The 25,862-nt window shown below is 56.8% G+C and carries 30 protein-coding genes; 14 read left to right on the top strand and 16 right to left on the bottom strand.

Annotated elements, in window-relative coordinates:
• From ACTIKR_RS12070 to thiD, 8 genes are all read right to left on the bottom strand, one after another.
• Window positions 1–93: hypothetical protein (locus tag ACTIKR_RS12070; RefSeq protein WP_442327951.1), on the bottom strand; the 93-nt coding region annotated here is incomplete at its 3' end.
• 158 nt (window positions 94–251) lie between these two features.
• A complete protein-coding gene (rpmA, locus tag ACTIKR_RS12065) occupies window positions 252–512 on the bottom strand; it encodes a 50S ribosomal protein L27 (RefSeq protein WP_014749778.1) in 261 nt (86 codons plus the stop codon).
• Window positions 513–545: 33 nt separating this feature from the next.
• Window positions 546–857 (bottom strand): 50S ribosomal protein L21, encoded by a 312-nt coding sequence (rplU, locus tag ACTIKR_RS12060; protein ID WP_025373688.1) that lies wholly within the window; start codon window positions 855–857, stop codon window positions 546–548.
• 184 nt (window positions 858–1,041) lie between these two features.
• Window positions 1,042–2,172: a DUF1853 family protein gene (locus tag ACTIKR_RS12055; RefSeq protein WP_193090501.1), complete on the bottom strand. Its 1,131-nt coding sequence runs from the start codon at window positions 2,170–2,172 to the stop codon at window positions 1,042–1,044.
• Entirely contained in the window at window positions 2,135–3,361 is a 1,227-nt protein-coding gene (argJ, locus tag ACTIKR_RS12050) for a bifunctional glutamate N-acetyltransferase/amino-acid acetyltransferase ArgJ (protein WP_193090500.1), read from the bottom strand. The genes ACTIKR_RS12055 and argJ overlap by 38 nt, the downstream gene beginning before the upstream one ends.
• 207 nt (window positions 3,362–3,568) lie before the next feature.
• A complete protein-coding gene (hemL, locus tag ACTIKR_RS12045) occupies window positions 3,569–4,846 on the bottom strand; it encodes a glutamate-1-semialdehyde 2,1-aminomutase (RefSeq protein WP_442327950.1) in 1,278 nt (425 codons plus the stop codon).
• Between the two features lie 102 nt (window positions 4,847–4,948).
• Complete coding sequence (gene thiE / locus ACTIKR_RS12040; protein WP_442327949.1) at window positions 4,949–5,620, bottom strand: thiamine phosphate synthase; 672 nt, start codon at window positions 5,618–5,620, stop codon at window positions 4,949–4,951.
• Window positions 5,621–5,710: 90 nt separating this feature from the next.
• Window positions 5,711–6,520 carry a bifunctional hydroxymethylpyrimidine kinase/phosphomethylpyrimidine kinase gene (gene thiD, locus ACTIKR_RS12035; protein ID WP_193090497.1) on the bottom strand — a complete coding sequence of 270 codons (810 nt, stop codon included), beginning with the start codon at window positions 6,518–6,520 and terminating at the stop codon, window positions 5,711–5,713.
• A 208-nt stretch (window positions 6,521–6,728) separates the two neighbouring features.
• Here thiD and ACTIKR_RS12030 point away from each other — a divergent pair, with 208 nt between their 5' ends.
• The 7 genes from ACTIKR_RS12030 to ACTIKR_RS12000 are packed head-to-tail and all read left to right on the top strand — an operon-like array spanning window position 6,729 to window position 11,439.
• A complete protein-coding gene (locus ACTIKR_RS12030; protein ID WP_014749785.1) occupies window positions 6,729–6,893 on the top strand; it encodes a rubredoxin in 165 nt (54 codons plus the stop codon).
• A 25-nt stretch (window positions 6,894–6,918) separates the two neighbouring features.
• Window positions 6,919–7,500 carry a YqgE/AlgH family protein gene (locus tag ACTIKR_RS12025; protein ID WP_193090496.1) on the top strand — a complete coding sequence of 194 codons (582 nt, stop codon included), beginning with the start codon at window positions 6,919–6,921 and terminating at the stop codon, window positions 7,498–7,500.
• Window positions 7,493–7,888, top strand: coding sequence for a Holliday junction resolvase RuvX (gene ruvX / locus ACTIKR_RS12020; protein WP_193090495.1), 396 nt, complete (start codon window positions 7,493–7,495; stop codon window positions 7,886–7,888). The genes ACTIKR_RS12025 and ruvX overlap by 8 nt, the downstream gene beginning before the upstream one ends.
• 45 nt (window positions 7,889–7,933) lie before the next feature.
• On the top strand, window positions 7,934–8,458 hold the full coding sequence (gene pyrR / locus ACTIKR_RS12015) for a bifunctional pyr operon transcriptional regulator/uracil phosphoribosyltransferase PyrR (RefSeq protein WP_193090494.1): 525 nt from the start codon (window positions 7,934–7,936) through the stop codon (window positions 8,456–8,458).
• Complete coding sequence (locus ACTIKR_RS12010; protein ID WP_193090493.1) at window positions 8,451–9,404, top strand: aspartate carbamoyltransferase catalytic subunit; 954 nt, start codon at window positions 8,451–8,453, stop codon at window positions 9,402–9,404. Before pyrR ends, ACTIKR_RS12010 begins: the two co-directional genes overlap by 8 nt.
• Window positions 9,401–10,693, top strand: a complete 1,293-nt coding sequence (locus ACTIKR_RS12005; RefSeq protein WP_442327948.1) for a dihydroorotase — start codon at window positions 9,401–9,403, stop codon at window positions 10,691–10,693. Before ACTIKR_RS12010 ends, ACTIKR_RS12005 begins: the two co-directional genes overlap by 4 nt.
• Window positions 10,690–11,439: a lysophospholipid acyltransferase family protein gene (locus ACTIKR_RS12000; protein ID WP_370540263.1), complete on the top strand. Its 750-nt coding sequence runs from the start codon at window positions 10,690–10,692 to the stop codon at window positions 11,437–11,439. The genes ACTIKR_RS12005 and ACTIKR_RS12000 overlap by 4 nt, the downstream gene beginning before the upstream one ends.
• Window positions 11,440–11,520: 81 nt before the next feature.
• Here ACTIKR_RS12000 and ACTIKR_RS11995 read toward each other — a convergent pair whose 3' ends face one another.
• The 7 genes from ACTIKR_RS11995 to mpl all read right to left on the bottom strand — a co-directional run bounded on the left by ACTIKR_RS11995 (window position 11,521) and on the right by mpl (window position 19,318).
• Window positions 11,521–12,336, bottom strand: coding sequence for a symmetrical bis(5'-nucleosyl)-tetraphosphatase (locus tag ACTIKR_RS11995; protein WP_193090491.1), 816 nt, complete (start codon window positions 12,334–12,336; stop codon window positions 11,521–11,523).
• Complete coding sequence (gene lptG / locus ACTIKR_RS11990) at window positions 12,336–13,511, bottom strand: LPS export ABC transporter permease LptG (protein ID WP_193090490.1); 1,176 nt, start codon at window positions 13,509–13,511, stop codon at window positions 12,336–12,338. Before lptG ends, ACTIKR_RS11995 begins: the two co-directional genes overlap by 1 nt.
• A 305-nt stretch (window positions 13,512–13,816) precedes the next feature.
• Window positions 13,817–14,506 carry a monofunctional biosynthetic peptidoglycan transglycosylase gene (mtgA, locus tag ACTIKR_RS11985; protein WP_193090512.1) on the bottom strand — a complete coding sequence of 230 codons (690 nt, stop codon included), beginning with the start codon at window positions 14,504–14,506 and terminating at the stop codon, window positions 13,817–13,819.
• An 83-nt stretch (window positions 14,507–14,589) separates the two neighbouring features.
• A complete protein-coding gene (aroE, locus tag ACTIKR_RS11980) occupies window positions 14,590–15,438 on the bottom strand; it encodes a shikimate dehydrogenase (RefSeq protein WP_193090489.1) in 849 nt (282 codons plus the stop codon).
• On the bottom strand, window positions 15,435–17,339 hold the full coding sequence (locus ACTIKR_RS11975; RefSeq protein ID WP_442327947.1) for a ribonuclease catalytic domain-containing protein: 1,905 nt from the start codon (window positions 17,337–17,339) through the stop codon (window positions 15,435–15,437). The genes aroE and ACTIKR_RS11975 overlap by 4 nt, the downstream gene beginning before the upstream one ends.
• Before the next feature lie 12 nt (window positions 17,340–17,351).
• Complete coding sequence (locus ACTIKR_RS11970) at window positions 17,352–17,933, bottom strand: YqiA/YcfP family alpha/beta fold hydrolase (protein WP_442327946.1); 582 nt, start codon at window positions 17,931–17,933, stop codon at window positions 17,352–17,354.
• A complete protein-coding gene (gene mpl, locus ACTIKR_RS11965; RefSeq protein WP_442327945.1) occupies window positions 17,930–19,318 on the bottom strand; it encodes a UDP-N-acetylmuramate:L-alanyl-gamma-D-glutamyl-meso-diaminopimelate ligase in 1,389 nt (462 codons plus the stop codon). The genes ACTIKR_RS11970 and mpl overlap by 4 nt, the downstream gene beginning before the upstream one ends.
• 206 nt (window positions 19,319–19,524) lie before the next feature.
• Between mpl and ACTIKR_RS11960 the strand changes: the two genes are divergently transcribed.
• The 7 genes from ACTIKR_RS11960 to ACTIKR_RS11930 all read left to right on the top strand — a co-directional run bounded on the left by ACTIKR_RS11960 (window position 19,525) and on the right by ACTIKR_RS11930 (window position 25,423).
• Complete coding sequence (locus ACTIKR_RS11960) at window positions 19,525–20,055, top strand: TlpA family protein disulfide reductase (RefSeq protein WP_193090485.1); 531 nt, start codon at window positions 19,525–19,527, stop codon at window positions 20,053–20,055.
• 94 nt (window positions 20,056–20,149) lie between these two features.
• Window positions 20,150–20,614 carry a type II 3-dehydroquinate dehydratase gene (gene aroQ / locus ACTIKR_RS11955; RefSeq protein ID WP_128395822.1) on the top strand — a complete coding sequence of 155 codons (465 nt, stop codon included), beginning with the start codon at window positions 20,150–20,152 and terminating at the stop codon, window positions 20,612–20,614.
• Window positions 20,615–20,640: 26 nt separating this feature from the next.
• Window positions 20,641–21,078, top strand: a complete 438-nt coding sequence (gene accB, locus ACTIKR_RS11950; protein ID WP_193090484.1) for an acetyl-CoA carboxylase biotin carboxyl carrier protein — start codon at window positions 20,641–20,643, stop codon at window positions 21,076–21,078.
• A 2-nt stretch (window positions 21,079–21,080) separates the two neighbouring features.
• A complete protein-coding gene (gene accC / locus ACTIKR_RS11945) occupies window positions 21,081–22,430 on the top strand; it encodes an acetyl-CoA carboxylase biotin carboxylase subunit (protein WP_442327944.1) in 1,350 nt (449 codons plus the stop codon).
• Between the two features lie 58 nt (window positions 22,431–22,488).
• The gene (prmA, locus tag ACTIKR_RS11940; RefSeq protein ID WP_193090482.1) at window positions 22,489–23,406 is read left to right on the top strand and encodes a 50S ribosomal protein L11 methyltransferase; all 918 of its coding nucleotides are present in this window, start codon (window positions 22,489–22,491) and stop codon (window positions 23,404–23,406) included.
• Window positions 23,407–23,415: 9 nt separating this feature from the next.
• Window positions 23,416–24,462 carry a DUF3426 domain-containing protein gene (locus ACTIKR_RS11935; RefSeq protein WP_442327943.1) on the top strand — a complete coding sequence of 349 codons (1,047 nt, stop codon included), beginning with the start codon at window positions 23,416–23,418 and terminating at the stop codon, window positions 24,460–24,462.
• Between the two features lie 10 nt (window positions 24,463–24,472).
• Window positions 24,473–25,423, top strand: coding sequence for a carbohydrate kinase family protein (locus tag ACTIKR_RS11930; RefSeq protein WP_193090480.1), 951 nt, complete (start codon window positions 24,473–24,475; stop codon window positions 25,421–25,423).
• Between the two features lie 59 nt (window positions 25,424–25,482).
• On the opposite strand, the gene ACTIKR_RS11925 is transcribed toward ACTIKR_RS11930, so the two are convergent.
• Window positions 25,483–25,862: YggT family protein (locus ACTIKR_RS11925; RefSeq protein ID WP_442327942.1), on the bottom strand; the 380-nt coding region annotated here is incomplete at its 5' end.

Raw genomic sequence — 25,862 nt, 5'->3', positions numbered from 1 at the left:
CTTGGGGATGAATTTTTCGCGACGAAAACTCGCCGCCCCGTTGCCGCCCTTGCCGGCAATGACTTCGATCGTCGCTTCGTCAACGAATTTCATGATGGATTCCTGTGGCCTGTAATAAATGGAGTCGCCGTGTAAGTGCTTTATTATCATTCACGCGGGCAGGTCTGAGCATATCAGAGCGCGTTGCGGAATAAAAAATGCCGTTCACCTGGCGACAAGTGAACGGCACTGCATGATGTCCGGGGAAAGGTTTAGTCTACCTTTGTGACGGAAACAGTATGCTTGTTGAGTGCGCCTTTATGTGAAAAGGAAACACTGCCGTCTACCAGTGCGTACAGAGTGTGGTCTTTACCGATACCAACATTGGTTCCCGGGTGAAAACGTGTGCCACGCTGACGAACAATAATTGAACCGGCTGGAATAACTTCACCGCCAAAGGCTTTTACGCCCAGTCGTTTGGATTCCGAGTCGCGGCCGTTGCGGGTCGAGCCGCCGCCCTTTTTCTGTGCCATGTTTAAGCTCCTGTTGTGCTGTTAACGAACGGATCAAGCAGTGATTGCTTCGATGACGATCTGGGTGTAATTCTGGCGATGGCCTTGGTGCCGCTGATAATGCTTGCGACGGCGCATTTTGAAAATTTTCACCTTGTCGTGACGTCCATGTGCAAGAACTTTGGCTTTAACCACAGCGCCTTCGACCAGGGGTGCACCCACTTTGAGTGTTTCACCTTCGCCTACTGACAAAACTTGGTCTAGCGAGATTTCTTGCCCGATGTCTGCCGGTATCTGTTCTACCTTGAGTTTTTGACCTTCGGCAACACGATACTGCTTGCCTCCGGTTTTTATGACCGCGTACATATGGGTTAACCTCTAAAAATAAATTTGGAATTAGCATATTTCAACGCTAAGCCCGTTATTCTACTGCGAAAACCAATAAAAAGTCAAAAGAATCAATCGCTTGTTCCAATAAAGTCAGCCGGCGAGGGGGTAGGCCGGCACAAAATGTGGTATTTTTGCCGACAGATGCCAGCCCGCGACGCGATCACAATACTGCGTCGACCCAATCATTGGCAACCACAAAACCACGGTGTACTTCTGTGTACGCCCGGCCGAAAGATTCCTGCAGCAGGTGCCCGGCCCCGGGCGCGGCGAACTCCGGTCCTGCTGCAGCCTTTACCGGTACGCCGGTGTCGCTGACCGGTGCTGCGACGCCCGACGGGGCCAATGCCACGATCAACAGTCCTGGCCTCGGGCCTGTTGCTGCAGCGACGGAACAGAACCAGGCTTCAAGTTGTGCCAGAAGTGCCGTGGCCTCAAGCGTGTCGGCGACATCGATCTGTTGCGGAGACAGCCATTGCATGCGCGATAGAATGCGCCAGCGCACAATACCGGTCCCGCCTGCGCGGGTCTCGCGTGTGAGGCGCTGCGCAAAATCGGCTTGCGTCAGCCACCAGCCCCTTGGGTGCAGAGGATTGAGCATCGCCCGGGTGGCAGGTTCGGCAAGGACATAATCATCCCAGCGCTCGCCCCGCAAGGGGTAGAACAGCCAGCCCTTGACATACGCTGCGGCGGCGTCGACTAGCACGCCCAATTGCTGGGTAACCTGTGGCATTGCGGACAGCGGCAACTGTCGATCGCGCAATTTTGTGGTTTTGCGAGCCAGCGTATCGCGCTGTTGCAGGCCGACGAACCGGTCGGCGTCCTGGGTCCGGCTAGCCTGCGGCACATAAAGATAATACTTGACGGCCAATTCCCAGTGCCACACCTGATTGTTATGGCGGTCGCGCCAGATATAGTCCAGCTCGCCAACGGTTTGCCGGGCAGCGCCAAGAGCCTGGGAAACGGTGATATGGATGGGTGTGCGGTGCGCCAGCAGTTCAATGCTGCCGGCCTGCTGCAGCGCGATACGCAGCAGGGCTTCGGCATAGAGCCCAAGCCGGCGGTAGTGTGCGCCAAAGTCGCTGGAGAGGGGCTCGGGCGCATTGCCTTGGTGCTGCAGCCAGCGGTCAATCTCGCGCAGCGCGGTGGCCGGCCAGCTTGCCAGTGGCAGATCTGCAGCTGGCGCCAGCAAATCCGGAGAATGCGTCAGCCAGTGAAGATCATGCCAGGCCTGGCTACGCTGCCCGGGTTTTATCTCAGGAACGGTAGTCTGCGTTGATGCTGATGTACTCATGCGAGAAGTCGCAACTGTATACCGTTTCCGATACATTGCCGCGGCCCAGTGCTACACGCACCAGAATCTCGGGCTGCTGCATGACACGCTGCCCATCTTCTTCTAGATAGTCAGGATCGCGGCCGCCGCCGGTGGCAACCAGCACATCGTCAAGCCACAGGCGCAGGGCGGTCACATTCAGATCATCGACGCCGGCGTAACCAATGGCGGCCAGAATGCGACCCAGGTTCGGATCCGATGCGTAGAAGGCGGTTTTGACCAGCGGGGAGTGCGCGATCGCGTAGGCAATTTTCAGCGCAGTCTGGCTGCTTTCTGCCTCTTCCACCTGGATGGTGATGAATTTGGTGGCGCCTTCGGCATCACGCACGATTTTTTGTGCCAGCTCGCGGGCGACTTCAATCAGCTCTGCCTTAATGGTCTGGTAATGTGGACTTTGGGCGTCCTGTACCTGTATGCCGCTTTGACCGGTGGCGATCACGATAAATGAGTCATTGGTCGAGGTGTCGCCGTCTACCGTAATACGGTTAAAAGAACGGTTGGCAATATCCTTGACCAGCTCCTTGAGCAGTGCCGGGGCAATTTCCGCATCGGTTGCGACAAAGCCCAGCATGGTGGCCATATTTGGGCGGATCATGCCGGCGCCTTTGCTGATGCCGGTAATGCTCACTTTACGCCCGTCCAGTGTCAGTTGCCTGGAGCAGATTTTGGGCAGCGTATCGGTGGTCATGATACTGTGCGCTGCCTTGAGCCAGGCATTTTTGTCCAGGGATCGAATGCATTGCGGCAACGCTGCCGTAATCTTGTCTACCGGAAGGGGTTCAAGAATAACCCCTGTAGAAAATGGCAGGATTTCTTCTTCCAACAGGCCCAGTTCCTTGGACAGCACGCGACAGGTCTCAAAGGCACGTTCCAGGCCGTCAGCACCGGTGCCGGCATTGGCATTGCCGGTATTGATGACCAGGGCCCGCATGGCATTGCCCTTGGCCAGGCGCGATTCGCAGATCTGCACCGGGGCGGCTCTGAAACGGTTACGGGTGAAAACGCCAGCTACAGAGGTACCTGGTGTGAATTTGAATAATGTGAGATCATCGCGGCCAGGCTTTTTGATCCCGGCTTGCGCAATGCCAATTTCAACCCCTGCTACCGGATAGATAGCTGATTCGTCAGGTATATTTAAGTTTACAGCCATACAGCTTCAACACCTTTAACATATTATGGATAACCCTGAGTGTAGCGTCTTTTTTATTTCACATTGAGAAAACCGGGATATCTGAAAAAAAATCTCCGAGGGTCCGCAATGGCGTTTTTCCGACGCAAGACTTGGAAGCGGCGGCGACGGGGATGCGGCACCGGATCGATGGCGCAGGGCGCACATGCGATCTGGTGCCGGTTGTTGTTATAGCAGTGAAAATGCGCGGGCGGCTGCGTCCAGCGTTTTTTCCAAAATCTCGTCACTATGCATGGCCGAGACAAAACCGGCTTCAAAGGCCGATGGCGCCAGATGAACGCCATTGTCCAGCATGCCGTGGAAAAAGACCTTGAAGGCGTCATGGTTGACGTCGGACACCTGCGCAAAAGTGGTGGGAACGGTTTCGCGGAAATACAGGCCGAACATGCCACCGACCGAGTCGGCGCAGAATGCGACGCCTGCGGCCGCGGCCTTTTCCTGCAGGCCGGCAACCAGTTTGGCCGATTGTGTCTGCAGGTGTTCGTAGAAACCGGGGCGCGACAGTATTTCAAGTGTAATAAGGCCGGCGGCGACGGATACTGGGTTGCCCGACAGGGTGCCCGCCTGATAGACAGGTCCCAGTGGTGCAATCTGGTCCATGATATCGGTGCGACCGCCGAAGGCGCCCACCGGCATGCCCCCGCCAATGACTTTGGCCAGTGTCGTCAGATCGGGCGTGACGCCAGACAGGCCTTGTACTCCCTGAGGGCCAGCACGAAATCCGGTCATGACTTCGTCGAAAATCAGCAGTGCGCCATATTCCGTGCACAATGCGCGCAGGCCGGCCAGGAATCCTTCCGCCGGCTTGATCAGGTTCATATTGCCGGCTATCGGTTCCACAATAATGCAGGCAATGTCGGCGCCGAATTCGACAAATGCAGCCTTGACTGCGTCCAGGTCGTTATAGTCCAGCACCAGCGTATGGGCGACAAATTCGGCAGGGACGCCGGCAGATGTCGGGTTGCCAAAGGTCAACAGTCCGGAGCCAGCCTTGACCAGCAGGCTGTCGGCATGACCATGGTAGCAGCCTTCAAATTTGATAATCTTATTACGGCCGGTGGCGCCGCGGGCCAGGCGAATGGCGCTCATGGTCGCTTCGGTACCAGAGCTGACCAGACGGACCTTTTCAATGGAAGGAATGCGCGAAATAATGGCTTCGGCCAGCAATGACTCGGCCTCGGTCGGCGCGCCGAAAGACAGGCCTGATTCTGCGGCCCGCTGCACCGCCTGAACAACTTCCGGATGTGCATGGCCAACAATGGCCGGGCCCCACGAGCCCAGATAATCAATATACTGTTTGCCATCGGCATCCCATATATAAGCGTCTTTTGCCTTGCTGATGAAGCGCGGCGTGCCACCTACCGAGCGGAACGCCCGTACCGGCGAGTTGACGCCACCTGGAATGGATTGAAGGGCGCGTTTAAAGAGAACTTCGTTCTGGGACATAATGAAATCTTTATCTGAAAAATGAGTGAAAAGGTGGCCGGTTGTGTCAGGGCTTGTTGCGCGCGGCATGGGCGGTGACATGACCGGGCAGGAAAACGTCAATCATGACGACGGCGAGGGGCGCTTGTCAAACAGCGACGCATAGTAGGCGGCGGCGCTGCGAATGTCCGGTTCACCGAATAATCCGGTGATGACGGCGATACTGTCGGCGCCGGCTTCTACCGCCAGATGGGCATTTTTCCTGTTGATTCCGCCAATCCCGACCATTGCCGGCTTGCGCTGCGCACCCGGCGGTTTTCTGACTGCCTGAAACAGCGACAGGGGCGCATGGACCGCGTCGGGCTTGACCATGGAAGGAAAAAGGGCACCAAAGGCAATGTAATCTGCCTGGTCCTGCATGGCGGTGCCGGCCAGCTCCAGGCTGTCATAGCAGGAGACGCCGATCAGCAAGGGCGCCTGGTTCCGTTGTTGCAACTGTGCGCGAACGGTTGCGATGGCTGCATCGTTTTTACCTAAGTGAACGCCATCTGCATCCAGCTCCAGTGCCAGCTGCCAGTCATCATTGACGATAAACAACACGCCTGCCGCACGACAGATCGCCCGCAGCGACGCAGCGATATCGCGCGACTGTTCGGGCGGCATGGTTTTCTGTCGCCACTGCAGCACCCGCATGCCGCCTTCGCAGGCCAGTGCAACGGCCTGTTGCAGGCGCCCGGCGTCATGCCATTCGGGCGTAATGCCGTATAGACCGGAGGGAAACGTTTTTGCTGTCATTGCGCGGTATGCCTGAAGGGATGCAGATATCTATAGAAGTATAGCGAGAAAGCGCTGGCGGTTGTCCGCAAGCCTGTATCAGGCAGAGGATCAGGGTTTCTGCAGCCTTTGCGCAACCAGCTTGCTCATGCCCAGCTTGCGCCCGTTGGCCAGCGCCTTGTGGGCGTAGGTAATGGCCTGCTCGCAGGCTTGGGTCATCGCCTGGCCTCGCGTCAGTTCGCAGGCCAGGGCAGCGCTGATCATATCGCCGGCTTCAGATTGTCCGGCCAGCGGGAAAAAGCCAAAAGCAAGGCTGCGATCGCCGCCTTCGAGCAAGACATGCTGATGGGCGTCGTCTGGTGAAGGACAAAACAGCGCCAGGCAGGATTTTGCCCCTGCTGCCAGAATGGCTTCGAGCACCACCGGGATCGGGTTCACGTCGTCATGGTCATCTTCCGGGGCCCATAAGTTCAGGTAGCTGCAGTCGACGACAACGCAACTGGCCTGTGGAATAAGGGTTTCCCAAGTTGCCTGCAGCAAGGCCTCGATCTCGTCATCGGAGCTGTCTTCGATGACCGACGCGTATTGCGGCCCAAGATACAGAACCAGCGGGACGCTGTCATAGTCGGCGGCGATTTGCGCAATTACACTGACGTGGTCGGGGCTGTAAAGGCCGCTGGCCCGGATGGCATGAACCGGGATGTCCTCGAGCAGGCAGCGTGCCTGATTGTCCAGGATTTCGTCCGCAATGGGATGGATTTCCTCGATGACGCCGGTGTCCTGCACCATAATGGCGGTCAGCGCGGTGACCGCCTGGCAACCGAATTGCGTGGCGGTCAGGACATCGCCAGCGAGCCCGGAGCGCCCGGTTGGATCCAGATGGTTGAAAAACAGCACTGCAGGGGCATGATCAGGGGACACGAGGCGTACTAAGTGAAAAACAAAAGCGGTGAAAATTGCCGGTGCACAAAAAAGCACGGCGCGGTTTTTGGGAAAACGGACCAAAGGTATCATTTTAAATTAAAATGGGTACTAAAGCGTGCGCGAGCATGTTTTCGGGAACAAGCCCGATGGGCCGGTTCCATCCGATTCGTGAAGTTACATTTGAATGTTAGGAAATAACCGTATTATGCGTACCTGGATGTGTTTAATTTGTGGTTGGGTTTATGATGAGGAAACCGGCGTTCCTGAAGAAGGAATTGCGCCGGGTACCAAATGGGAAGACGTCCCCCCCAACTGGGTCTGTCCTGAATGCGGTGCGCGCAAGGAAGACTTTGAAATGATGGAAATCTGACGCGCATCCTCAAAAAGGAAGGACCATGACCGAACACGAAGACAAAAAAGAATCTGAATTTGTCAGTATGGCGAACCAGTTCCTCATGGCCATGCCTTCTCAAACATCCGATATTTTCGAAGGTGGCGTGGTATATGTTTGTGAACATTCCGAAGACGGTGCGCTGGGCCTGTTGCTGAACCGGCCTACTGACCTGTCGGTGGAGCAATTGCTGGAGCGGCTCGAACTGGAAGTCAATGCCGATCTGGCTGCGCAGACCGTTTTCTATGGCGGGCCTGTCCAGACTGATCGCGGTTTCGTCCTGCATCATCCGGCCGGTCATTATCGTTCCAGTGTCGTGCTGGGCGAGATGGCGCTAACAACCTCGCGCGACGTGCTGGAAGACCTGGCGCGGGGCGAAGGTCCGCAGCAAATTTTTATTACGCTGGGTTATGCCGGCTGGTCTGCGGGTCAGCTGGAGCAGGAAATTGCCGCCAATACCTGGCTCAATGTCAGCGCAGACCGCAATATCATTTTCAACAAACGACCGGCTGACCGTTATACGGCAGCACTGGCGCTGCTTGGCATCGAACCCGCAGCCTTGTCCGGTGATGCCGGACATGCCTGAAGAAACCCTGCTGGCGTTTGATGCCGGCATGAAAAAAACCGGCGTGGCCCTGGGTAATACGTTGACGCGACAGGCGCGCCCGTTGTGCATTATCCGCGAGGTGACGCGCGATGGTCGCTTTGCCCGTATTGCTGCGCTGCTGTATGAATGGCAACCCGAAAGGGTGGTGGTCGGCCTGCCGCTAACCAGCGCGGGCGACGAACAGCCTGCTTCAAAATTTGCCCGGCGCTTTGCCAACCAGTTGCACGGCCGTTTTGGCCTGCAGGTCGAGCTGGTAGACGAACGCGGTTCCAGCATGGAAGCGCAGGCGCTTCTTGGCAACAACGAAGAAGATGATGCCGTGGCGGCCGCAGTTATTCTTCAACGCTATCTGGATAGCTTAAAATAACGGCATCTTTGATAACGGCACCTTTGCTAACAGGATCGAAAAACCATGACAGGCAGCCTGCCCAGCGCCGAAGAACTTTACGCGCATCTGAAAAACGCCCTGAGCGAAAAGCTAAGGGGCACTGACCCGGCCAACACATATCTAGTAGGTATTTATTCAGGGGGCGCCTGGCTGGCACGGCGACTCTGCGGCGATCTGAATCTGCCCAATCAGCCGGGCACGCTCAATACCAGTCTGCATCGCGACGACTTCAGCCGCATTGGGCTGCATTCGCAAACTCAGCCAAGTCACGTGCCGTTCGAGGTCGAAGGCGCGCACATTTTTCTGATCGACGATATTCTCTTTACCGGCCGCACGATCCGGGCAGCGCTCAATGAGCTGTACGATTATGGCCGGCCGGCTTCGGTTCGCCTTGGCGTGTTGATCGACCGGGGGGGCCGCGAGCTGCCCATTGCGCCCGATATCTGCGGCGGCGTGCTGCCTTTACCACGCGGCAGCAATTATGTTCTGGCTGCTGATGAGGACTCCCGTTTTACCCTGGCCCTGGAAGAGGAACCCCGCCATGTTTAACCCGCAATTGAACCGGCATGGCGAGCTGACCCATCTGCTGTCCACCGAGGGGCTGCCGCGCGATATTCTGACCCATATCCTGGACACGGCCCAGACATTCGTGCCCATGGCTGAACGCGATATCAAAAAGGTGCCGCTGCTGCGCGGCAAAAGCGTCTTCAATCTGTTTTTTGAAAATTCTACCCGCACCCGTACCACATTTGAAATAGCTGCCAAGCGGCTCTCGGCCGATGTCTATAACCTGAATATCAACGTATCGTCTACCGCCAAAGGCGAGTCGCTGCTCGATACCATCAGCAATCTGACGGCCATGCAGGCCGATATCTTTGTCGTGCGGCATGAAGCCAGCGGCGCACCGTATCTGATCGCGCGCCACGTGCAGCCGCACATTCACGTCATTAACGCCGGAGATGGTCGCCACGCGCATCCTACGCAGGGCTTGCTGGATATGTACACCATCCGCCATTTCAAGAAAGATTTTTCCGGGCTGACGGTCGCCATTGTGGGCGATATTCTGCATTCCCGGGTCGCGCGGTCCGATATTCACGCACTCACCACGCTGGGCGCGGCCGAAGTGCGCGCCATCGGTCCGCTCACACTGCTGCCGGGCGGGCTTGAACAAATGGGCGTCAAGGTATTTACCGATATGCGCGAAGGCCTGCGGGACGTGGATGTGATCATGGTGCTGCGCTTGCAGAATGAGCGCATGAAGGGCGCGTTGCTGCCGTCTTCGCAGGAGTATTTCAAGCATTACGGGCTGACCCACGAAAAATTAGCCTATGCCAAACCGGATGCCATTGTCATGCACCCGGGGCCCATGAATCGCGGGGTTGAAATTGATTCTGCCGTCGCGGACGGACCACAGGCGGTTATTCTTAATCAGGTAACGTTCGGGATTGCTGTCAGAATGGCAGTCATGAGCATCGTAGCTGGAGCTTCTCAGTGAAAATAGTAATTAAAGGTGGCCGGCTGCTTGACCCGGCTTCCGGTACGGACCAGGCCGGTAATCTTTATATCGCAGCCGGACGCATAGTCGGCACGGGCCGGGAACCGGACGGATTTGAATCGGCACGCACCATCGATGCCACCGGTAAACTGGTGATTCCGGGTCTGATTGACCTTGCTGTCCGTCTGCGCGAACCCGGCTTTGAACACCGGGCAACGCTGGAGTCGGAAATGCAGGCCGCGCTCGCCGGCGGGGTGACCAGTCTGGTGTTGTCGCCCGATACCGAACCTGCACTGGATGAGCCTGGCCTGGTCGAAATGCTTAAACACCGCGCCCGCCAGTTGCATCAGGCTAATCTGTATCCCTTGGGCGCAATGACCAATCGCCTTGAAGGCAAAATCATTACCGAAATGGCCGAGCTGACCGAAGCCGGTTGCATTGCCTTTTCCCAGGCTTCACTGCCGCTGATCGATACTGGAGTCCTGCTGCGCAGCATGCAGTATGCGAAAACCTATGGCTATACCTTGTGGCTCACGCCGCTGGACGCATCCCTGTCCAAGGGAGTAGCGGCCAGCGGACCCTTTGCCTCGCGTCTGGGGCTGGTCGGCGTGCCTGAGCAGGCAGAAACGATTGCGCTGCATACCCTGTTCGAATTGCAAAAAGTTACGGGTACGCGCCTGCATATATGCCGCCTGTCGAGCGCGGCCGGGATTGCACTGGTGCGCCAGGCCAAGGCGCAGGGCCTGCCGGTTACCTGCGATGTGTCGCTCAATCATTTGCACCTGACAGACCTGGATATCGGGTTTTTCGACAGCAATTACCGGCTGGATCCGCCCTTGCGCGGCCAGCGTGATCGCGACGCGATTCGCGCCGGGCTTGCCGATGGAACGATTGATGCCGTCTGCTCGGATCATACGCCGGTGGACGACGATGGCAAGCTGATGCCCTTTGCCGAGGCCGAGGCAGGCGCCACGGGTGTGGAGTTGCTGTTCTCGCTGGTGGTCAAATGGGCGCAGGAGGAAAAGCTGCCGCTGGTACAGGCGCTGGGACTCATTACCACCGGGCCGGCCGCCATTCTGAAGGCGGGCGCACCGTCGTTGCCGGGCTGCGGTACGTTGTCTGTGGGCGCGCCGGCCGATATCGCCATTGCGGATGCCGACGCTGCCTGGACAGTCGGGCGCGATACGTTGCTTAGCCAAAGTGCGCACACGCCCTTTGTCGGTTACGAACTGCCTGGCAAAATTATCATGACGCTGGTCAGTGGTCGCAGCGTGTGGGAGTCTGTGTGATCGCGTATTTACGGTTTGTTGTCAGGGCGATCTTTCTGATTCTTCTGTTACTTTCGGGACTGCTGACGGCCGCTATCGCTTTGCCATTCATGAATCGGCCGGTGCAAGATGCCGTGACCAAAGCCTGGTCATGCTGCCTGATGCTGGTTTGTGGCGTCAAAGTGGTGCGTCATGGCACACCGATCAAGAGCGGCCCGGTCTTGTGGGTTGCCAATCATGTGTCGTGGATTGATATTTTTATTCTGAACAGCTGGCGGGCGACGTCGTTTATCGCCAAACAGGAAATCCGCAGATGGCCGGTGATCGGCTGGCTGGTGGCCAGGGTGGGCACGGTGTTTATCGAACGAGGGCAGCGTCAGGCCATCGGTCGTGTCAGTGACAATATGAAGAGGCTGTTCGAGCGCAATATCTGCGTTGGCTTGTTTCCCGAGGGCACGACCTCCGATGGCCTGGACGTCAAGCCATTTAGCACAAGTCTGTTCGAGCCCGCCATGCGTGCCCATGTGGCGATTCAACCGGTCGCATTGGTGTTTTGGTATGAAGGTCAGCGCAGCGGGAAAATGGCTTTTATCGGCGACCAGACTCTAATTGGCAATATCTGGGTTCTGCTCAGTGCAAGCCACGTCTGCGTTGAAGTTTATTGCCTGCCTGCGGTCACGCAAAATGGTCAGCCATCGGAGCTGGGGCGCGCCGAGTTGGCGGCAAAAGTGCGTGACGCCATTCGGGCCAGGGTGGTTCAGGACTGAACGGTTACTGTCGGCTCTGGCAGGGTTGGGTCAGGCCCCTGCCGGTCCCGGCAGAACCGCTGCATTTGCCGCTTGCATGCTTTATTGCTTGCCGTGCTGTTTGCAGTCTATCTGGATGAGCTTGCGATCGCTCAGGCGCAGCGCGGTCAGTTTTCCGCCCCACACGCAGCCGGTGTCCAGGGCCAGCAGATTCTTGCGAATCAGCAGGCCCAGTGTTGACCAATGTCCGAAGATGATAGGGATATCGGCCGTTTTTCGGTCAGGCACGTCAAACCAGGGCACCAGCCCCGGATGGCCATCGGGCGCGTCCTTGGATGCAAAATCCATTTCGCCCTGCATTGTGCACAGTCGCATACGGGTAAAGGCGTTGATAATCACCCGCAGCCGTTTTGCGCCCGATAGCTTGTCCTTCCACTGGACGGGCTCATTTCCGTACATTTTTTGCAGGTTCTTTTTCCATTTGTCGCTGATCAGCGCCTGATGCGCCTCTTCGGCCAGCGCCAGGGTCTTGTCCAGATCCCATTTGGCCATGACGCCGGCATGAACCATCAAATGCCCTGCCTCGTAATGGGCCAGCGGGCGATGTCGCAGCCAGTCAATCAAATCGTTGACATGCTTGTCCTTGAGAATCGCGTCGAATGTGTCTGATTTGTTCTCATTGCGTATGCCGGCATGGACGGCAAGCATATGCAGATCATGGTTGCCCAGAATGCTGACGGCGCGATCGCCCAGCTTGATAATGCGCTTTAACGTACGCAACGACTGCGGCCCGCGGTTGATCAGGTCGCCGGCAAACCAGAGCCGGCAGTCGGGATCTTCCTGAATCAATGGATGGTCAAGCAGTTCGTCCAGCGCACCACAACAACCCTGTAAATCTCCTATAGCCCAAATATTCATTACGTCGCAGCCTTCCCCGACAGTGGTGCACGTTGCATGCGCGGGGTCCGCCGGGCTTCCATGAGGTAGAGCGCAAGCATGGCGATCAGCATCGCGATCGTATTGGGCGTAAGCGCGGTAAACCAGGGGGGCAGATTCTTCAACATGCCCACATTCAATGCAAGCTGGTTGATCATATAGAATGCAACGCCCAATAAAATGCCCAGAAACACCTTGCCGCCCACACCGCCCTTGCGTGTTTGCATGAATCCGATAGGTGCGGCAATGGTAATCATGACCAGCAACGTGAACGGATAGCTCAGTTTGCGCCACAACGCCACAACCTGACGGTTTGTCTGCAACTTGTTCTCTTCCAGGTATGAAATGTAATCAAGCAGCGAAATCGTCGACATGCGGTCCGGTTGCATCTGGCCGGCCAGCAGGCGATTGGGGGTAAGCGTCGTTGTCAGTTCCAGCGTTGGCAACACCGTGCGCCTGGCAACATCGGCGACCGGCTTGTTGGGGTCGGCCAGGGCGGATTTGGCATCGATCAGGCTGGTGATGTGTACTACATCGGTCAGGGTGAGGGTGTTCTGGCTGAAGTGTCCGGTTTTTGCATGATCAAGAGAAATAAACCGGCTCTCGTCTGCGTTGTACGTGATGATGCGAATGTCCTGTACGCTGCCCTGGTCGCGAAGTTGTGCAATGTTGATGGTGCGGATATTGCCGTGGTCATCGGGTTCGCGAAACCAGTGGCCCGAATTCATCTGTCCGCCGCTGGCTTTGCCCAGGTACTTCAGGCTGGCTTCGCTGGTCATGAGTTCGGCACGAGGCGTAACAAATTCCGACAGTACGAATGCGCCTAGCATCAGCGGAATGGTAATGGTCCAGAGCATGAGCAGCAACGAAATGCTGCTGACACCCGAAACGCGTAGTATCACCAGTTCGTTGCGCTGCGCCAGGCTGGCCAGCGCCAGCACCGACCCGATCAGCAGCCCGATGGGCAACAGATCATACAGACGCGTTGGCAATTGCAATACCTGCAAATACAACAGCGAGAACAGCGGAAACTGATCGCTGATGCTGTCCAGTTCGTCTATCAGGGCAAAAAAGGTGAACAGGCCCACGAGCGCCACCAGTACAGCCACGGTGGAGCGGTAGATTTCTGTCCCTATATATTTTCTTGCTGTGCGCATGTGTCTTATTAGTGTCCAGTCAGACGCAGGAAAGTGTTGCGGCTGGCCTCAGAATCGTTGATTTTACTGTTGTTTGCAGGTCGATTCCAGCATAACAGCTTCTCGCCGATAAATTTGCAGGCCCTATTGCAGACCTTGCAAATGCTGTTGATCCAGCACTCATGTCTGGGGCATCGGTCGTATCCCCGATGTCGTTCTCCTGTATTTTAGCGTTGATTGCCGTGCGATAAAGTAACTGGTTGGTAACCGGGGATGCTGTCATTGCGTTTAGGTGATGACGGTCGACGGCCTGCCTCGGTTCCGCTTTATTCAGGCAGGATTGCGCTGCGCATGCGGGCAGAAATTGTCCGGCCGCGCGATTGCACATAGCGCGATTGCAGGTTCTTTCCATAGACCCTTGGATTGGGCAGAATGGCTGCCAGGCGCGCGGCCTGAAAAGTCGACAGACGCGCTGCATCCACGTTGAAATAGTGGCGGGCAGCAGCCTGGGCGCCGAAGATGCCGTTGCCGTATTCCACAACATTCAAATACAGTTCCAGAATTCGCCGCTTGGACATGATCGCTTCTATCATATAGGTAATGACCAGTTCCTGGCCCTTGCGAATATAGGTGCGATCGGCCGATAAAAACAGGTTCTTTGCAAGTTGCTGCGTGAGCGTGGAGCCACCGCGGCGGCGATTGCGGCCGGCTTGCTCCTGCCGTTCGTTATAGCGCCAGGCCTTGCGGATTGCCTCCCATTCAACGCCGGAGTGTTCGGTAAAGCGGGCGTCCTCGGCGGCAATGACCGCCTTTTTCAGGGCAGGACTGATTGCCTCATAGGGTGTCCATTCATATTGAATGCTCACTGGCCGATCCAGGGCCGCCAGACGGCTGGCCTGTTCGCGCATATAGGCACTGCCGCCGGGATTGAAGACGCTGTACCAGAGTACCCAGGCGAACAGATAGATCTGATACAGCAGAATGACCGCAATCAGCAGGGCAACAAGATCGACCATTGAGCGAGCTATCGACTGCGCGCGCACGCGCTCGGCGATACCGATAACAATCTGGCTGGCGATGCGTCCGACTGCCTCGAGCATCAGACCGACCCCGTCAGTTCCATGCGCAGCGCAGTGAGAGCCGACGCAGCATCGGGCTCAATCTGGTTCCAGATGCGAAAACTCTCGGCGCCCTGGTAGACCAGCATGCCCAGGCCGTCTGATGTATAGCAGGCGCTGGCGTTGCGCGCCTGCTGCAGAAACGGCGTGTCGCCGTCTGCGGTATAGAGCATATCGTAGGCCACGGCGTCGGCGCGAAACAGGCTGTCAGGCAGGGGCAATGTCTGGCCCGACAGGCTGCTGGCGGTGGCATTTATGATAATGTCCCAAGTGCCCTGCAGCAAGGAAAATGCCGAGGCCGTTACCTGTGCGTGCGGGCCCGATAGCGCCGTAGCCTGTGCGGCCAACGCATGGGCTTTTTCTTCAGTACGGTTCACAATGTGCAGATGTGCGCATCCGGCCTGCAACAACGCAGGCATGACGCCGCGCGTTGCCCCGCCGGCTCCGATCAATAGAATACGACTGTCACGCAGCGTGATGTGCTGGCGCAGCATGTCATTGACCAGCCCGACGCCATCGGTATTGCAGGCGTGTATGTTGCCATTTTCCTGCCACAGGGTGTTGGCCGAACCGGCCGCCCTGGCGCGATCGGAGATACGAGGTTCGGCCAGTGCGTAGGCTTGTTCCTTGAAAGGCAACGTAATGTTCAGACCACAGCCGCCGGAGACAAAGAACTGCTTCACGTGATCGCTAAAATGCGCCGGTTCTACGCATTGCTTGCTGTACTCGATCTGCAGGCCGGTCTGCAGGGCAAACAGGGCGTGCAGGCGTGGCGACAGGCTGTGTTTGATCGGGTTGCCAAGAACTGCGAATGTGCGTGGTGTGTTCATGATGCAGTTGCCTCTGCGTCCGGTTGCACGAGCCCGGCATATTCGGCGTCAATATGCAGTGACAGCTCATCGGTGCCGCGTACATTAATGACAATACGATCATTGCGTTCAAGCTCTGGTACCCCGTTCACTTCGATAACAAGCGGGATTTCTTCGAGACGAACCAGATTGTCGCGGATGAAGGTGCCATGAAGCCTGGTACGTGACTGCTGGGTCAGCCAGCGCAGACACCAATAGCGCTCCAGCCGGTTCTGGAATTCGTGCCAGAGCATGTACTGGGAGTCGAAGGCGCCGATGATGGCGTACAGATCGGCGTCTTTGGGTTTGAACGGTGCCACCAGGCGTGCCGATACGCCGTGTTCGGCGGCGGCAAGAATTTGGCGCTGGTTCACCAGATCGACATAGCGGCGCAGTGGCGACGTGGCCCAGGCATACTGGGGAACGCCGATAGATTCATGCGGCAATGGATGGGTAGACATGCGCGCGCGCCCCATCTGTTGGGATCGATACACGCCGGGCAGGCCGTGCTCGTTGAGATATCCACCCCACTGCGTGTTGGCAAGTATCATGTACTCGGCAACGATTTGATCGAGCGGCGCATTGCGCTGTCGCGGAATAAGCTCGATGACCGAATCGGGATCATCGGCAGGCCCGTGCAGGCGGAACGTGTATTCCGTGCGGTTGTTGTTTTCCGGTTTGCCGCGCATCTGTTCGCGCGCAGCCTTCAGGTGCTGTCCCAGCTTCCATAGTGGCCGGAATAACTCGGCGTAGGGCAGGCTAGCCGCCTGGTCTTCGAGCGCTTCGCGGGTAACCTGCGTCACCAAATCGTCGATACGCAGGTTTTCACAAATCGTGATGGTTTCAGCGCGCGTGACAGTTTCCTGTATTTCACCTGTAGCGATATTGGCTGTGACGTACAGGGACAGGGCAGGCACCCGCTTGCCGGCATCCAGCGAGAACATGCTGATCAGCGTGTCGCTTTGCATGGGAATCTTATCCCCCGGCATGTATAGCGTAGACATGCGACTGCGGGCCAGTTTGTCCAGGTCCGAATCACGCGTGACCACCAGCGCCGGAGCAGCAATATGCACGCCAATCCGGTACAGATCGCCTTCAATATGTGTCGCCGACAGCGCATCGTCAATCTCGGTCGTGCTGATGTCATCAATGGAGTAGGCCACAACGTCGCCGGACGGCAACTCTGGTATTGGCGGGATGTCCAGCTCGGGCACTGCCGTTCCCTTGGGAAAGTGCTGTTTGAGAAATCTTTCCATATGCACGGCTAGCGCATGCGGATATACGCCCAGCTCCAGCAACAGGGTTTCAGCAGTCTTGCCACTTTCGGTCAGCGCCTTCTCGAAGGCTTTCCACTGCAGCGTGTTTTTGTCCGGGCGAATCAGGAATGTGCGGGCGGCTTCGCGCAAGTCGTCGGGCAGCGTGCCGGCCAGCATGGCATCGGTCCAGGCCTGCTGCTGTTCGGCCTGACGCTGTTTCTTTTCCAGGGCAGCCAGTGCCGCCTGCAAAATATCGGCAGGCGCTGCCTTGTAATGACCTTTGCCCTTGCGGTGAAAGTAGGCTGGCGCGCTATGCAGGCGCAGCAAAATCGCCGTTTTTTCGGTAATGGACGGTTCGTGTCCGACATAATCGCGAGCCAGATCCTGGGCCGAAAATTCATCTTGCGGAGCGCATTCCCACAGAAATTGCAGATCGAGCTCTTCGCCCATCGCCCGTGCCTGTTCGAGCATGGCTTGTGGCTCAATACCATCGAAGGTAAAGATGACTGCGTTGCGCTTGATTTTGCTGCGTTTACCGCTGACCGACTCGACCTGTAGCGTCGAATCGGCTTCGGAATGAATTTTTTCAGCCTTGAAGCTGCCGTCGTCTTCAAAAACCACGTACATGAATATGAGTTCCTACTTAGAGGCGGTGAAATCGAGAATGGCAGGGAGATAGCGTTCAAACATGGAAAATGCGTGATCCCCTCCCTGTATCAGTGTGAGGCGTGCGCCATCGTAGCGTTGGGTCATTTCCTGCCAGTCCAGCACTTCGTCTCCGGTACAGGCCAGCAGATAATAGTGTTGCATGTCGGTCAGAACGGGCCGATACAGGCTGGCCAGCGCCTGAACGGACGCCGCCGTAAATGAAAAAGACCCATCACTATGAAATTTTGTGGTGTGGCCTAGCTGGGTGGACAGGTCACGTACTGCGTATATTGCCGGATTGATCAGGACTGCCTTGCAGTTCAATTCCTCCTTTAGCCAGGTGGCATAGTAGCCGCCAAGCGAAGAACCGATCACTGTCAGATTTTGCATATTCCCGGACGGGCACAGCTGCTTTGCATGTGCCATGGCCAATGCAATGGCGGCATGAGGATCATCCGGCAGATCGGGCGCGGCCAGTTCATGGGTGCGACCAGCGGCAGTCATCGCTTGCTGCAATTGCTGCGATTTGGCAGAAAGAGAAGACGAACGAAACCCGTGCAGATAGAGAATCATGAGACCGTTTGCGTCGCTGTCTGCTGCAGGGCTTGCAGCAGTTTTTCGTGGATGCCGCCAAAACCGCCGTTGCTCATGACCAGAATCACGTCATCGGGCTGAGCCTGCTTGCTGACCTCTTGAACCAGCAGATCCAGGTCGTTGAAGCCCTGGGCGGGTACGGTGCTGTTGCCGAATACTTCGGCCGGGTCCCAGCCAAGCGCATGTTTACCGGTTTTGGCGCCGAAACAGTAGATACGGTCGGCTAGGGCCAGGGCCTGTGGCAATCTTGCGGCCATCGTGCCCAGTTTCATGGTGTTGGAGCGGGGTTCGAGTATGGCAAGAATGCGGCGCGGTCCAACCTGCTTGCGCAAGCCGTCCAGGGTGGTCTCAATGGCGGTGGTGTGATGGGCAAAATCGTCAAAAACCTGGATCCCATTGACGGTCCCGCGCAGCTCCATGCGGCGACGGATGCCGGAAAACCGCGACAGCGCTGCAATGGCGGCGGCCACCGGCACATTCACATGGCTGGCCGCAGCAATGGCAGACAGCGCATTATTGGCATTGTGCACGCCCGTGAGCGACCAGCTGACCTGTCCTTGGGGTTTGCCGTCATACAGGACGGTAAACCTGCTCATGTCGGCCTGGTCCGTTTCGAAGGTCCAGCGCCCGCCGGGGCCGAACTGATCCTCTTGTGACCAGCAGCCACGCTGCATCACCCGCGCGAGCGCCTGGTCCTGTGGCGGATAGATAATGCAACCGCTTTGCGGTACGGTCCTGACCAAATGATGAAATTGCGTTTCGATGGCGGCAAGATCAGGGAAGATGTCGGCGTGATCGTACTCAAGATTGTTCAGGATCGCCGTGCGGGCATGATAGTGCACAAATTTTGAACGCTTGTCGAAAAAAGCCGTATCGTATTCGTCGGCCTCAATGACAAAATAGCGTTGCGCCTGGTCGTAACGGGCTGAAATACCCAAATTGGTAGCAATGCCCCCAATCAGAAAGTTGGGTTGCAGGCCGGCATCCTGCAGGATCCAGGCCAGCATGGAGCTGGTCGTGGTTTTGCCATGCGTGCCTGCCACGGCAAGCACGTGCTGGTGCTGCAGGACATGATCTCCCAGCCATTGGGGCCCGGACACATACGGCAGCCCCTGGTCAAGAATCGCTTCCATCAGGGGGTTGCCACGCGTGACAACGTTGCCGATCACAAAAAGATCGGGCCTGATGCCTGTCTGGGCGGCATCGAACCCTTCGATCAGCTCGATACCCTGTTCCTGCAATTGTGTACTCATGGGAGGGTACACGCCAGTATCGCAGCCCGTGACCTGGTGCCCGGCCGCGCGCGCAATCAGGGCCAGACCGCCCATAAACGTGCCACAAATGCCCAAGATATGTAAATGCATAAATTTCTCCTGAGCGGTATTTTAAGCGGAATCAGCCACATCGCGGCCATTGCACCGCTCAGTAGGTAGAATTAGCAATACGTATGTCATACAGTTGCTGTTACAGGATGCGTTGTTTCCGATAGCGGAACCTGCCACTGGCCCCGCTCCTGCCCGAGCACGCTGTTATTTTCATACAACGTTTAAAACATGATGGGTAATACAGAATGAATCGTAGACAGTTAGTTGGGGCAGGCGTGGCCCTTCCCTTTTTGTTAATGACCCGACCGGCCTGGGCCAAGGCGAAACTGAATGAAGACGTGTCGGCCGTGGACGAGGCGGCGCTCAACGAACTGCTGGGCCTGTCGCTGCCCAATCTGGGTGGTACGACGGTATCGTTGCGGGATGCCATCGACGGCCAACTGACCATTATCAATTTCTGGGCCTCATGGTGCGCCCCCTGTGTCAGGGAAATGCCTGCGCTGGACGCGCTGCATAAAAAACAGCAGTCGGTCAATGTCGTGGGCATCGGGCTTGATACTGTCGCCAATATTGAAGCATTTGCACGTAAAACGCCGGTATCTTACCCTTTACTGACGGCAGGGGCAGGTAAAATCAGTCTTATGCGCAAGTTGGGCAACCCCAAGGGAGGGCTGCCATTTACACTGGTGCTCGATAGTAAGGGCAATCCACTGGCCACGATCCTGGGTGAAATAGAGATGGAAGGCCTGGCTGCGTTCGCGCGTAGGCATGCGTGAGTCGGCGCCAGACCTGCGGATTGGTAGATTTTAATAGACAAAAGCGTGAAATTGCCGTTAAATACGAGTTTATTTGCTTATAGACTGGCGCTCAATGACGCAAAAGGTACTGGTTCTCAATGGTCCTAATCTGAATCTGCTGGGTACGCGCGAACCGGATGTCTACGGTCGGCAGACACTGCAGGACATTCATGACGCATTAATGCTTGCTGCAAGCGAAGCCGGCGTGCAATGCGAATGTTTCCAGAGCAACCATGAAGGCGAGCTGGTCGAAAAAATCCAGTCTGCGCGTAACAATACCGCGTTCATCGTCATCAATGCTGCAGCGTATACGCACACCAGTGTCGCCTTGCGCGATGCCCTTGGCGCCGTAGCCATTCCATTCATAGAGGTACATATTTCCAATGTACATCAGCGCGAATCCTTCCGGCATCACTCCTATCTGGCAGACAAGGCGGTTGGGGTCATCTGCGGGCTTGGTGCCGATGGTTATATGGCCGCCTTGCAATACGCGATAAAACATCATTTAAAACAGGCCCGGAAAACGGCGTCTGTCTGACAATCAACTCGAAGCATGGAATTAATATGGATCTCAGAAAACTGAAAACGTTAATAGATCTGGTTGCCGAATCAGGCATCGCAGAACTTGAAATCACCGAAGGTGAAGGCAAGGTCCGCATTGTCAAGTTCTCCCAGACGCTGCAACCGGTAGCCCCGGCCCAGCCACAGCCGGCTCCTGCAGCTGCCGCGGCTCCCGCCGCCGCGCCTGCTGCACCGGCAGCACCCACCGGCCACATTGTCAAGTCTCCTATGGTTGGCACTTTTTATCGGGCGCCCAACCCAAGTTCGCCCCCATTTGTTGAAGTGGGCGCCACGGTTGCCGAAGGCGATGCGCTGTGCATTATTGAAGCCATGAAACTGCTCAATGAAATCGAAGCGGACAAATCCGGTGTAATCCGGGAAATTCTGGTTGAGAATGGCGAACCCGTTGAGTTTGGCCAACCACTTTTCGTGATTGCGTGAGTATGTTTGAAAAAATCCTGATTGCAAACCGGGGTGAAATTGCCCTGCGTATCCAGCGCGCCTGCCGCGAATTGGGTATCAAAACGGTGGTCGTGCATTCTGAAGCCGACCGCGATGCCAAATATGTACGCCTGGCCGATGAGTCGGTATGTATCGGCCCAGCGCCGGCTCAGCAGAGTTATCTGCATATGCCGGCCATTATTTCTGCTGCAGAAGTCACCGATGCCGAGGCGATCCACCCGGGCTATGGTTTCCTGGCAGAAAATGCGGATTTCGCCGAACGCGTTGAGCGCTCCGGTTTTGTGTTCATTGGCCCTCGTCCCGAAACCATTCGCATCATGGGTGACAAGGTCAGTGCCAAGCAGGCCATGATCGCTGCCGGCGTACCGGTAGTGCCTGGCTCCGAAGGCGCATTGCCCGACGACCCGGCCGTCCTGCTGGAAACGGCCCGCAAGGTGGGCTATCCGGTCATCATCAAGGCAGCCGGTGGTGGTGGCGGACGCGGCATGCGCGTGGTTCACACCGAAGCCGCCCTGGTGAGCGCTGTGAATCTGACCAAGGCAGAAGCACAGGCAGCATTCAATAATCCCGAAGTGTACATGGAGAAGTATCTTGAAAATCCACGGCACGTTGAGATCCAGATCCTTGCCGATGGCAAGAAAGACGCTGTCTGGCTGGGTGAGCGCGATTGCTCAATGCAGCGTCGCCACCAGAAAGTAATTGAAGAGGCGCCGGCGCCCGGCATTCCGCGCAAGCTGATCGAACGCATTGGCGAGCGCTGCGCCGAAGCCTGCCGCAAAATGGGTTACCGTGGTGCGGGCACCTTCGAATTCTTATACGAAAACGACGAATTCTATTTCATTGAAATGAATACCCGCATTCAGGTTGAGCACACTGTGACCGAATGCATCACCGGCATCGATCTGGTCCAGCAGCAGATCTTTATTGCTGCAGGCGAGCCGTTCAAGCTGCGCCAGCGTGACATTACCTTTAAAGGGCATGCCATCGAGTGCCGTATCAATGCCGAAGATCCCTATACCTTCATGCCGTCGCCCGGCCTGATCACCAACTGGCATGTGCCCGGCGGACCAGGTGTTCGCATCGATTCACATGTGTTCAATGGCTATCGGGTACCCCCAAATTATGATTCCATGATCGCCAAACTCATTACTTTCGGCGATACGCGTGATCAGGCCATCGCCCGCATGAACCTGGCCCTGTCTGAAATGGTCGTGGAAGGTATTCAAACCAACATTGCACTGCATCGCGAACTCATGACCGATGCACGTTTTGTCGAGGGTGGAACCAGTATCCATTATCTGGAACACAAACTCGAACAACGAGCAAAATAATCGTGTCAGCAGAAAAGGTCTTCGGACCTTTTTTTGCAACGACGCAAGAGGATAGGCCATGCGGGAACTTGTTTTATCATGCTCGGAAGACCGGGCGGAAGCGCTGTCGGACATATTGCTCGAACTCGGCGTGCTGTCGGTGTCTGTCGAGGACGCCGACTCGGGCACCGAGCGCGAAACGCCGCTTTTCGGAGAACCCGGCGGCGAGCCCGATGTCCAGGCCTGGAATCACAATCGTGTTGTTGCGCTTTTGCCCGATGACATCGCGCTCGAAACTTTGCTGCAAGCGCTGGCGCAGCAAAGCGGCGAAGACTATGCCGGCTCGGCTGTCGTGCGTGAAGTCGCCGACACCGATTGGGTGAGGCTGACGCAATCGCAGTTTGCGCCCATTAGCATTACCGATCAGATCTGGATCGTGCCCAGCTGGCATCGTGAAAATCCCGAGGTGCCCAACGCCGACGGGCAGGGCCACCCCATTCTGATCGAATTGGATCCCGGGCTGGCATTTGGCACCGGCAGTCATCCAACCACACATTTATGTGCGCAGTGGCTCGCGGTCAATCTGCAGAGCCAGCAAACGGTGCTCGATTACGGTTGTGGTTCCGGTATTCTTGCCATCATTGCAGCCAAACTCGGCGCCCGTGATGTTGTCGGCGTCGACATTGATGAGCAGGCGGTACAGTCTACTGAGTACAATGCGCAGAACAACAGGGTACAGGTTAAAGCATGTCTGCCCGATGGGCTGCAGGCCGGAACCTTTGATATCGTGGTGGCCAATATTCTGTCAAATCCGTTGAAAGTACTTGCGCCCATGTTGTGTGGCCGCGTGGCGCCGGCGGGCCGGCTTATTCTGTCGGGTGTCCTGGAGCGCCAGGCGCAAGAGGTTGCCGCTGCCTATGCGCCATGGATCGACATGTCGGTCTGGCGCAGCCATGAGGGATGGGTATGCCTGGCCGGCACCCGCAAGCAGACCTGAGAGACTTGTATGAAAACGCGTTGTCCAGATTGCAGTACCAGCTTTGATGTGACGCCGGCGCAGTTGAATGTGCGTAACGGCAAGGTGCGTTGCGGCGTTTGCTCCACCGTTTTCAATGCTTTCGATCACGCAGTGCAAGAAGAGCCTGATTTTCCGGTATTGCGAGCTGACAAGGCGCACGACGATGCATTCTCTGTCCGTCATGAGCCAGGGTCGGTATACCATACTCCTGCGCGCGCCGGCGATCGCCCGGGACGTCCCGCCGTGTCGACGGGGCGATATCATGAAGCTGCAGCAGGCCCGCACGCGGGTCAGGCGACTGAGCCGATGCTGGACGATGAGGATGATGAGGGCCTTGAGGATGACGGGCCCGCCCCGCGAACAGGCCGGGCGCAGGACACCGACCGGGGGGCTGGCGAGCGTTTTGTGGTGGGCGCGCCAAGCCTGTCGGGCAGCGGCGCATATTATCAGGATAAACGGGGGCCAGCGCCCCAGGTTCATGTGGAAGGCCAGTATCGCCGACGCGTTCAGCGCGACACTGAGTACGATGATCCCGAGCGCAGCAGCGGCAGTGGCCTGATCTGGTTTCTAGCCGTGTTGTTTGCCCTGATTGTTCTGTTCGCCCAGGGCGCCATTGTGTTTCGCAACCAGATTGTCAGTGTGGCGCCAACCTTGCGACCCAAGCTCGTACAGTTGTGCAGTTTTGTTGGTTGTCAGGTCGGCTATACGCGCTCCGTACGGCATCTGGCCATTATGAAGCCGGCCTTGCGTCAGGTGAGCACGCCGTCGGCTACGCCCGAAACCCGGGCATTCAGTCTGCATGCCGTCATCAAAAACAACGATACGATCGCCCAGCCGTTGCCGTCGCTGGTGCTGAGCCTGAAGGATGCGTCCGAATCCGTTTCTGCCCGCCGCATCATCAAACCGCAAGAGTATCTGTTGCCCGAAGCGCAAAAGCGCGCTTTCCAGCCAAATGACGAAATTGCCATTAATTTACCTGTACAGGTCAGTCGTACAGATGTGGCCGGTTTCGAATTGAGTTTGTTTTATCCCTGAAGGTTTTTCAATGAATAATGCAGTTCTTATTTGCGGTTCGGTGGCATTTGACACCATCACGACCTTCGAAGGTCATTTCAAGGATCATATCCTGCCGGGCAATATCAAGTCATTGAGCGTGTCCTTCTTTGTACCCACGATGCGCAAAGAATTTGGCGGTTGCGCGGGCAACATTGCCTATAACCTCAGGTTGCTGGGCGGCAATCCGGTGCCTGTGGCAACGGTAGGGCCCGATGCAAGTGATTATCTGGCGCGCATGAGCAGCCAGGGTATCGATACCCGTCTGGTGCGTGTGCTGGATGATATGTTTACGCCGCAATGCCATATCACCACCGATCTGGATGGTAACCAGATCGCGGCGTTCCACCCTGGCGCCATGACGCGCTCCACTGAAAATGATGTAAGCGGCGAGTCTGCGGCCTGGGGTATTGTTGCGCCAGATGCCAAGGACGGGATGTTCAAGCATGCCCGCGCCATGCAGGCGGCAAAGGTTCCGTTTATTTTCGACCTGGGCCAGGCCATGCCCCTGTTTGATCGCCAGGACCTGGAAGACATGCATGCACTGGCAGATGTCTGGACCTTCAACGACTACGAGGCATCCGTGGTTGAGCAGCGCATGGAAAAGTCTGTCGATGAGCTGGCTGATGGGTTGCGGGCGATCATTGTGACACGCGGTGCCGAAGGGGCGACGCTGTACGAAAACGGCAGCCAGCGCGCCATCGCGCCTTGCAAGGCGGTCGCCGTCAACGACCCCACCGGGTGTGGCGACGCGCACCGGGGCGGTTTGCTGTATGGGCTGACTCTGGGCTGGTCATTTGAAGACGCCTGCAAACTGGGTAGTATCATGGGCGCCATCAAAATTGCCTCCCAGGGGCCGCAGAACCACAGTCCATCAAGGGATGAGATTTCGAGCCTGCTGGATACGGCCTATGGCCTGCAACTGCCCGTGAGCACGCGCTGATAAAAAAATGCCAGCCCAGTATAACCGGGCTGGCAGTGCATATATTGGCCGACTGGGTCTTAAAAAGGCATTAGGCTGGCAAGCGCGATTTGCAATACTTGCAGAATAAGAATCAGCACCAGCGGTGAAAAATCGATCATTCCCGTGCGGGGCATAAAGCGGCGGATGGGATCGAGCAGCGGGGCCAGCAGCGTATTGAGCACCGGCATTACCGGCTGCATGGGGTTTATCCAGGACAGGATTGCCTGAAAAATACATACCCAGGTGGCCAGGCTTAGCGCCCATTTGACCGTCATCAACAAAGCAACAACTGGCAGGCGCAGTAACAGGCCGTCTGCAAATCCAAAACCACTCACCGACATCATCAGCAGCAATTCGACTGCCGCGCAAATAAACGCCATCAGTAAAGAGGCGCTATCGATCTTGTTTCCCGTTGGCA

The organism is Advenella sp. (assembly GCF_052108595.1).
GTDB lineage: Bacteria > Pseudomonadota > Gammaproteobacteria > Burkholderiales > Burkholderiaceae_B > Advenella.
This window is presented reverse-complemented; position numbering and strand designations above follow the sequence as displayed.

Coding starts and splice junctions, on each gene's coding strand:
- pyrR (WP_193090494.1), top strand. CDS start 7,934: ATGACAGGCAGCCTGCCCAGCGCCGAAGAACTTTACGCGCATCTGAAA.
- ACTIKR_RS11975 (WP_442327947.1), bottom strand. CDS start 17,339: ATGTACGTGGTTTTTGAAGACGACGGCAGCTTCAAGGCTGAAAAAATT.
- aroQ (WP_128395822.1), top strand. CDS start 20,150: ATGACGCAAAAGGTACTGGTTCTCAATGGTCCTAATCTGAATCTGCTG.
- ACTIKR_RS11970 (WP_442327946.1), bottom strand. CDS start 17,933: ATGATTCTCTATCTGCACGGGTTTCGTTCGTCTTCTCTTTCTGCCAAA.
- accC (WP_442327944.1), top strand. CDS start 21,081: ATGTTTGAAAAAATCCTGATTGCAAACCGGGGTGAAATTGCCCTGCGT.
- mpl (WP_442327945.1), bottom strand. CDS start 19,318: ATGCATTTACATATCTTGGGCATTTGTGGCACGTTTATGGGCGGTCTG.
- ACTIKR_RS11995 (WP_193090491.1), bottom strand. CDS start 12,336: ATGAATATTTGGGCTATAGGAGATTTACAGGGTTGTTGTGGTGCGCTG.
- argJ (WP_193090500.1), bottom strand. CDS start 3,361: ATGGCTGTAAACTTAAATATACCTGACGAATCAGCTATCTATCCGGTA.
- ACTIKR_RS12010 (WP_193090493.1), top strand. CDS start 8,451: ATGTTTAACCCGCAATTGAACCGGCATGGCGAGCTGACCCATCTGCTG.
- ruvX (WP_193090495.1), top strand. CDS start 7,493: ATGCCTGAAGAAACCCTGCTGGCGTTTGATGCCGGCATGAAAAAAACC.
- aroE (WP_193090489.1), bottom strand. CDS start 15,438: ATGAACACACCACGCACATTCGCAGTTCTTGGCAACCCGATCAAACAC.
- ACTIKR_RS12030 (WP_014749785.1), top strand. CDS start 6,729: ATGCGTACCTGGATGTGTTTAATTTGTGGTTGGGTTTATGATGAGGAA.
- hemL (WP_442327950.1), bottom strand. CDS start 4,846: ATGTCCCAGAACGAAGTTCTCTTTAAACGCGCCCTTCAATCCATTCCA.
- rplU (WP_025373688.1), bottom strand. CDS start 857: ATGTACGCGGTCATAAAAACCGGAGGCAAGCAGTATCGTGTTGCCGAA.
- ACTIKR_RS12025 (WP_193090496.1), top strand. CDS start 6,919: ATGACCGAACACGAAGACAAAAAAGAATCTGAATTTGTCAGTATGGCG.
- lptG (WP_193090490.1), bottom strand. CDS start 13,511: ATGCGCACAGCAAGAAAATATATAGGGACAGAAATCTACCGCTCCACC.
- accB (WP_193090484.1), top strand. CDS start 20,641: ATGGATCTCAGAAAACTGAAAACGTTAATAGATCTGGTTGCCGAATCA.
- ACTIKR_RS11930 (WP_193090480.1), top strand. CDS start 24,473: ATGAATAATGCAGTTCTTATTTGCGGTTCGGTGGCATTTGACACCATC.
- rpmA (WP_014749778.1), bottom strand. CDS start 512: ATGGCACAGAAAAAGGGCGGCGGCTCGACCCGCAACGGCCGCGACTCG.
- ACTIKR_RS11960 (WP_193090485.1), top strand. CDS start 19,525: ATGAATCGTAGACAGTTAGTTGGGGCAGGCGTGGCCCTTCCCTTTTTG.
- ACTIKR_RS11935 (WP_442327943.1), top strand. CDS start 23,416: ATGAAAACGCGTTGTCCAGATTGCAGTACCAGCTTTGATGTGACGCCG.
- ACTIKR_RS12055 (WP_193090501.1), bottom strand. CDS start 2,172: ATGAGTACATCAGCATCAACGCAGACTACCGTTCCTGAGATAAAACCC.
- prmA (WP_193090482.1), top strand. CDS start 22,489: ATGCGGGAACTTGTTTTATCATGCTCGGAAGACCGGGCGGAAGCGCTG.
- thiE (WP_442327949.1), bottom strand. CDS start 5,620: ATGACAGCAAAAACGTTTCCCTCCGGTCTATACGGCATTACGCCCGAA.
- mtgA (WP_193090512.1), bottom strand. CDS start 14,506: ATGGTCGATCTTGTTGCCCTGCTGATTGCGGTCATTCTGCTGTATCAG.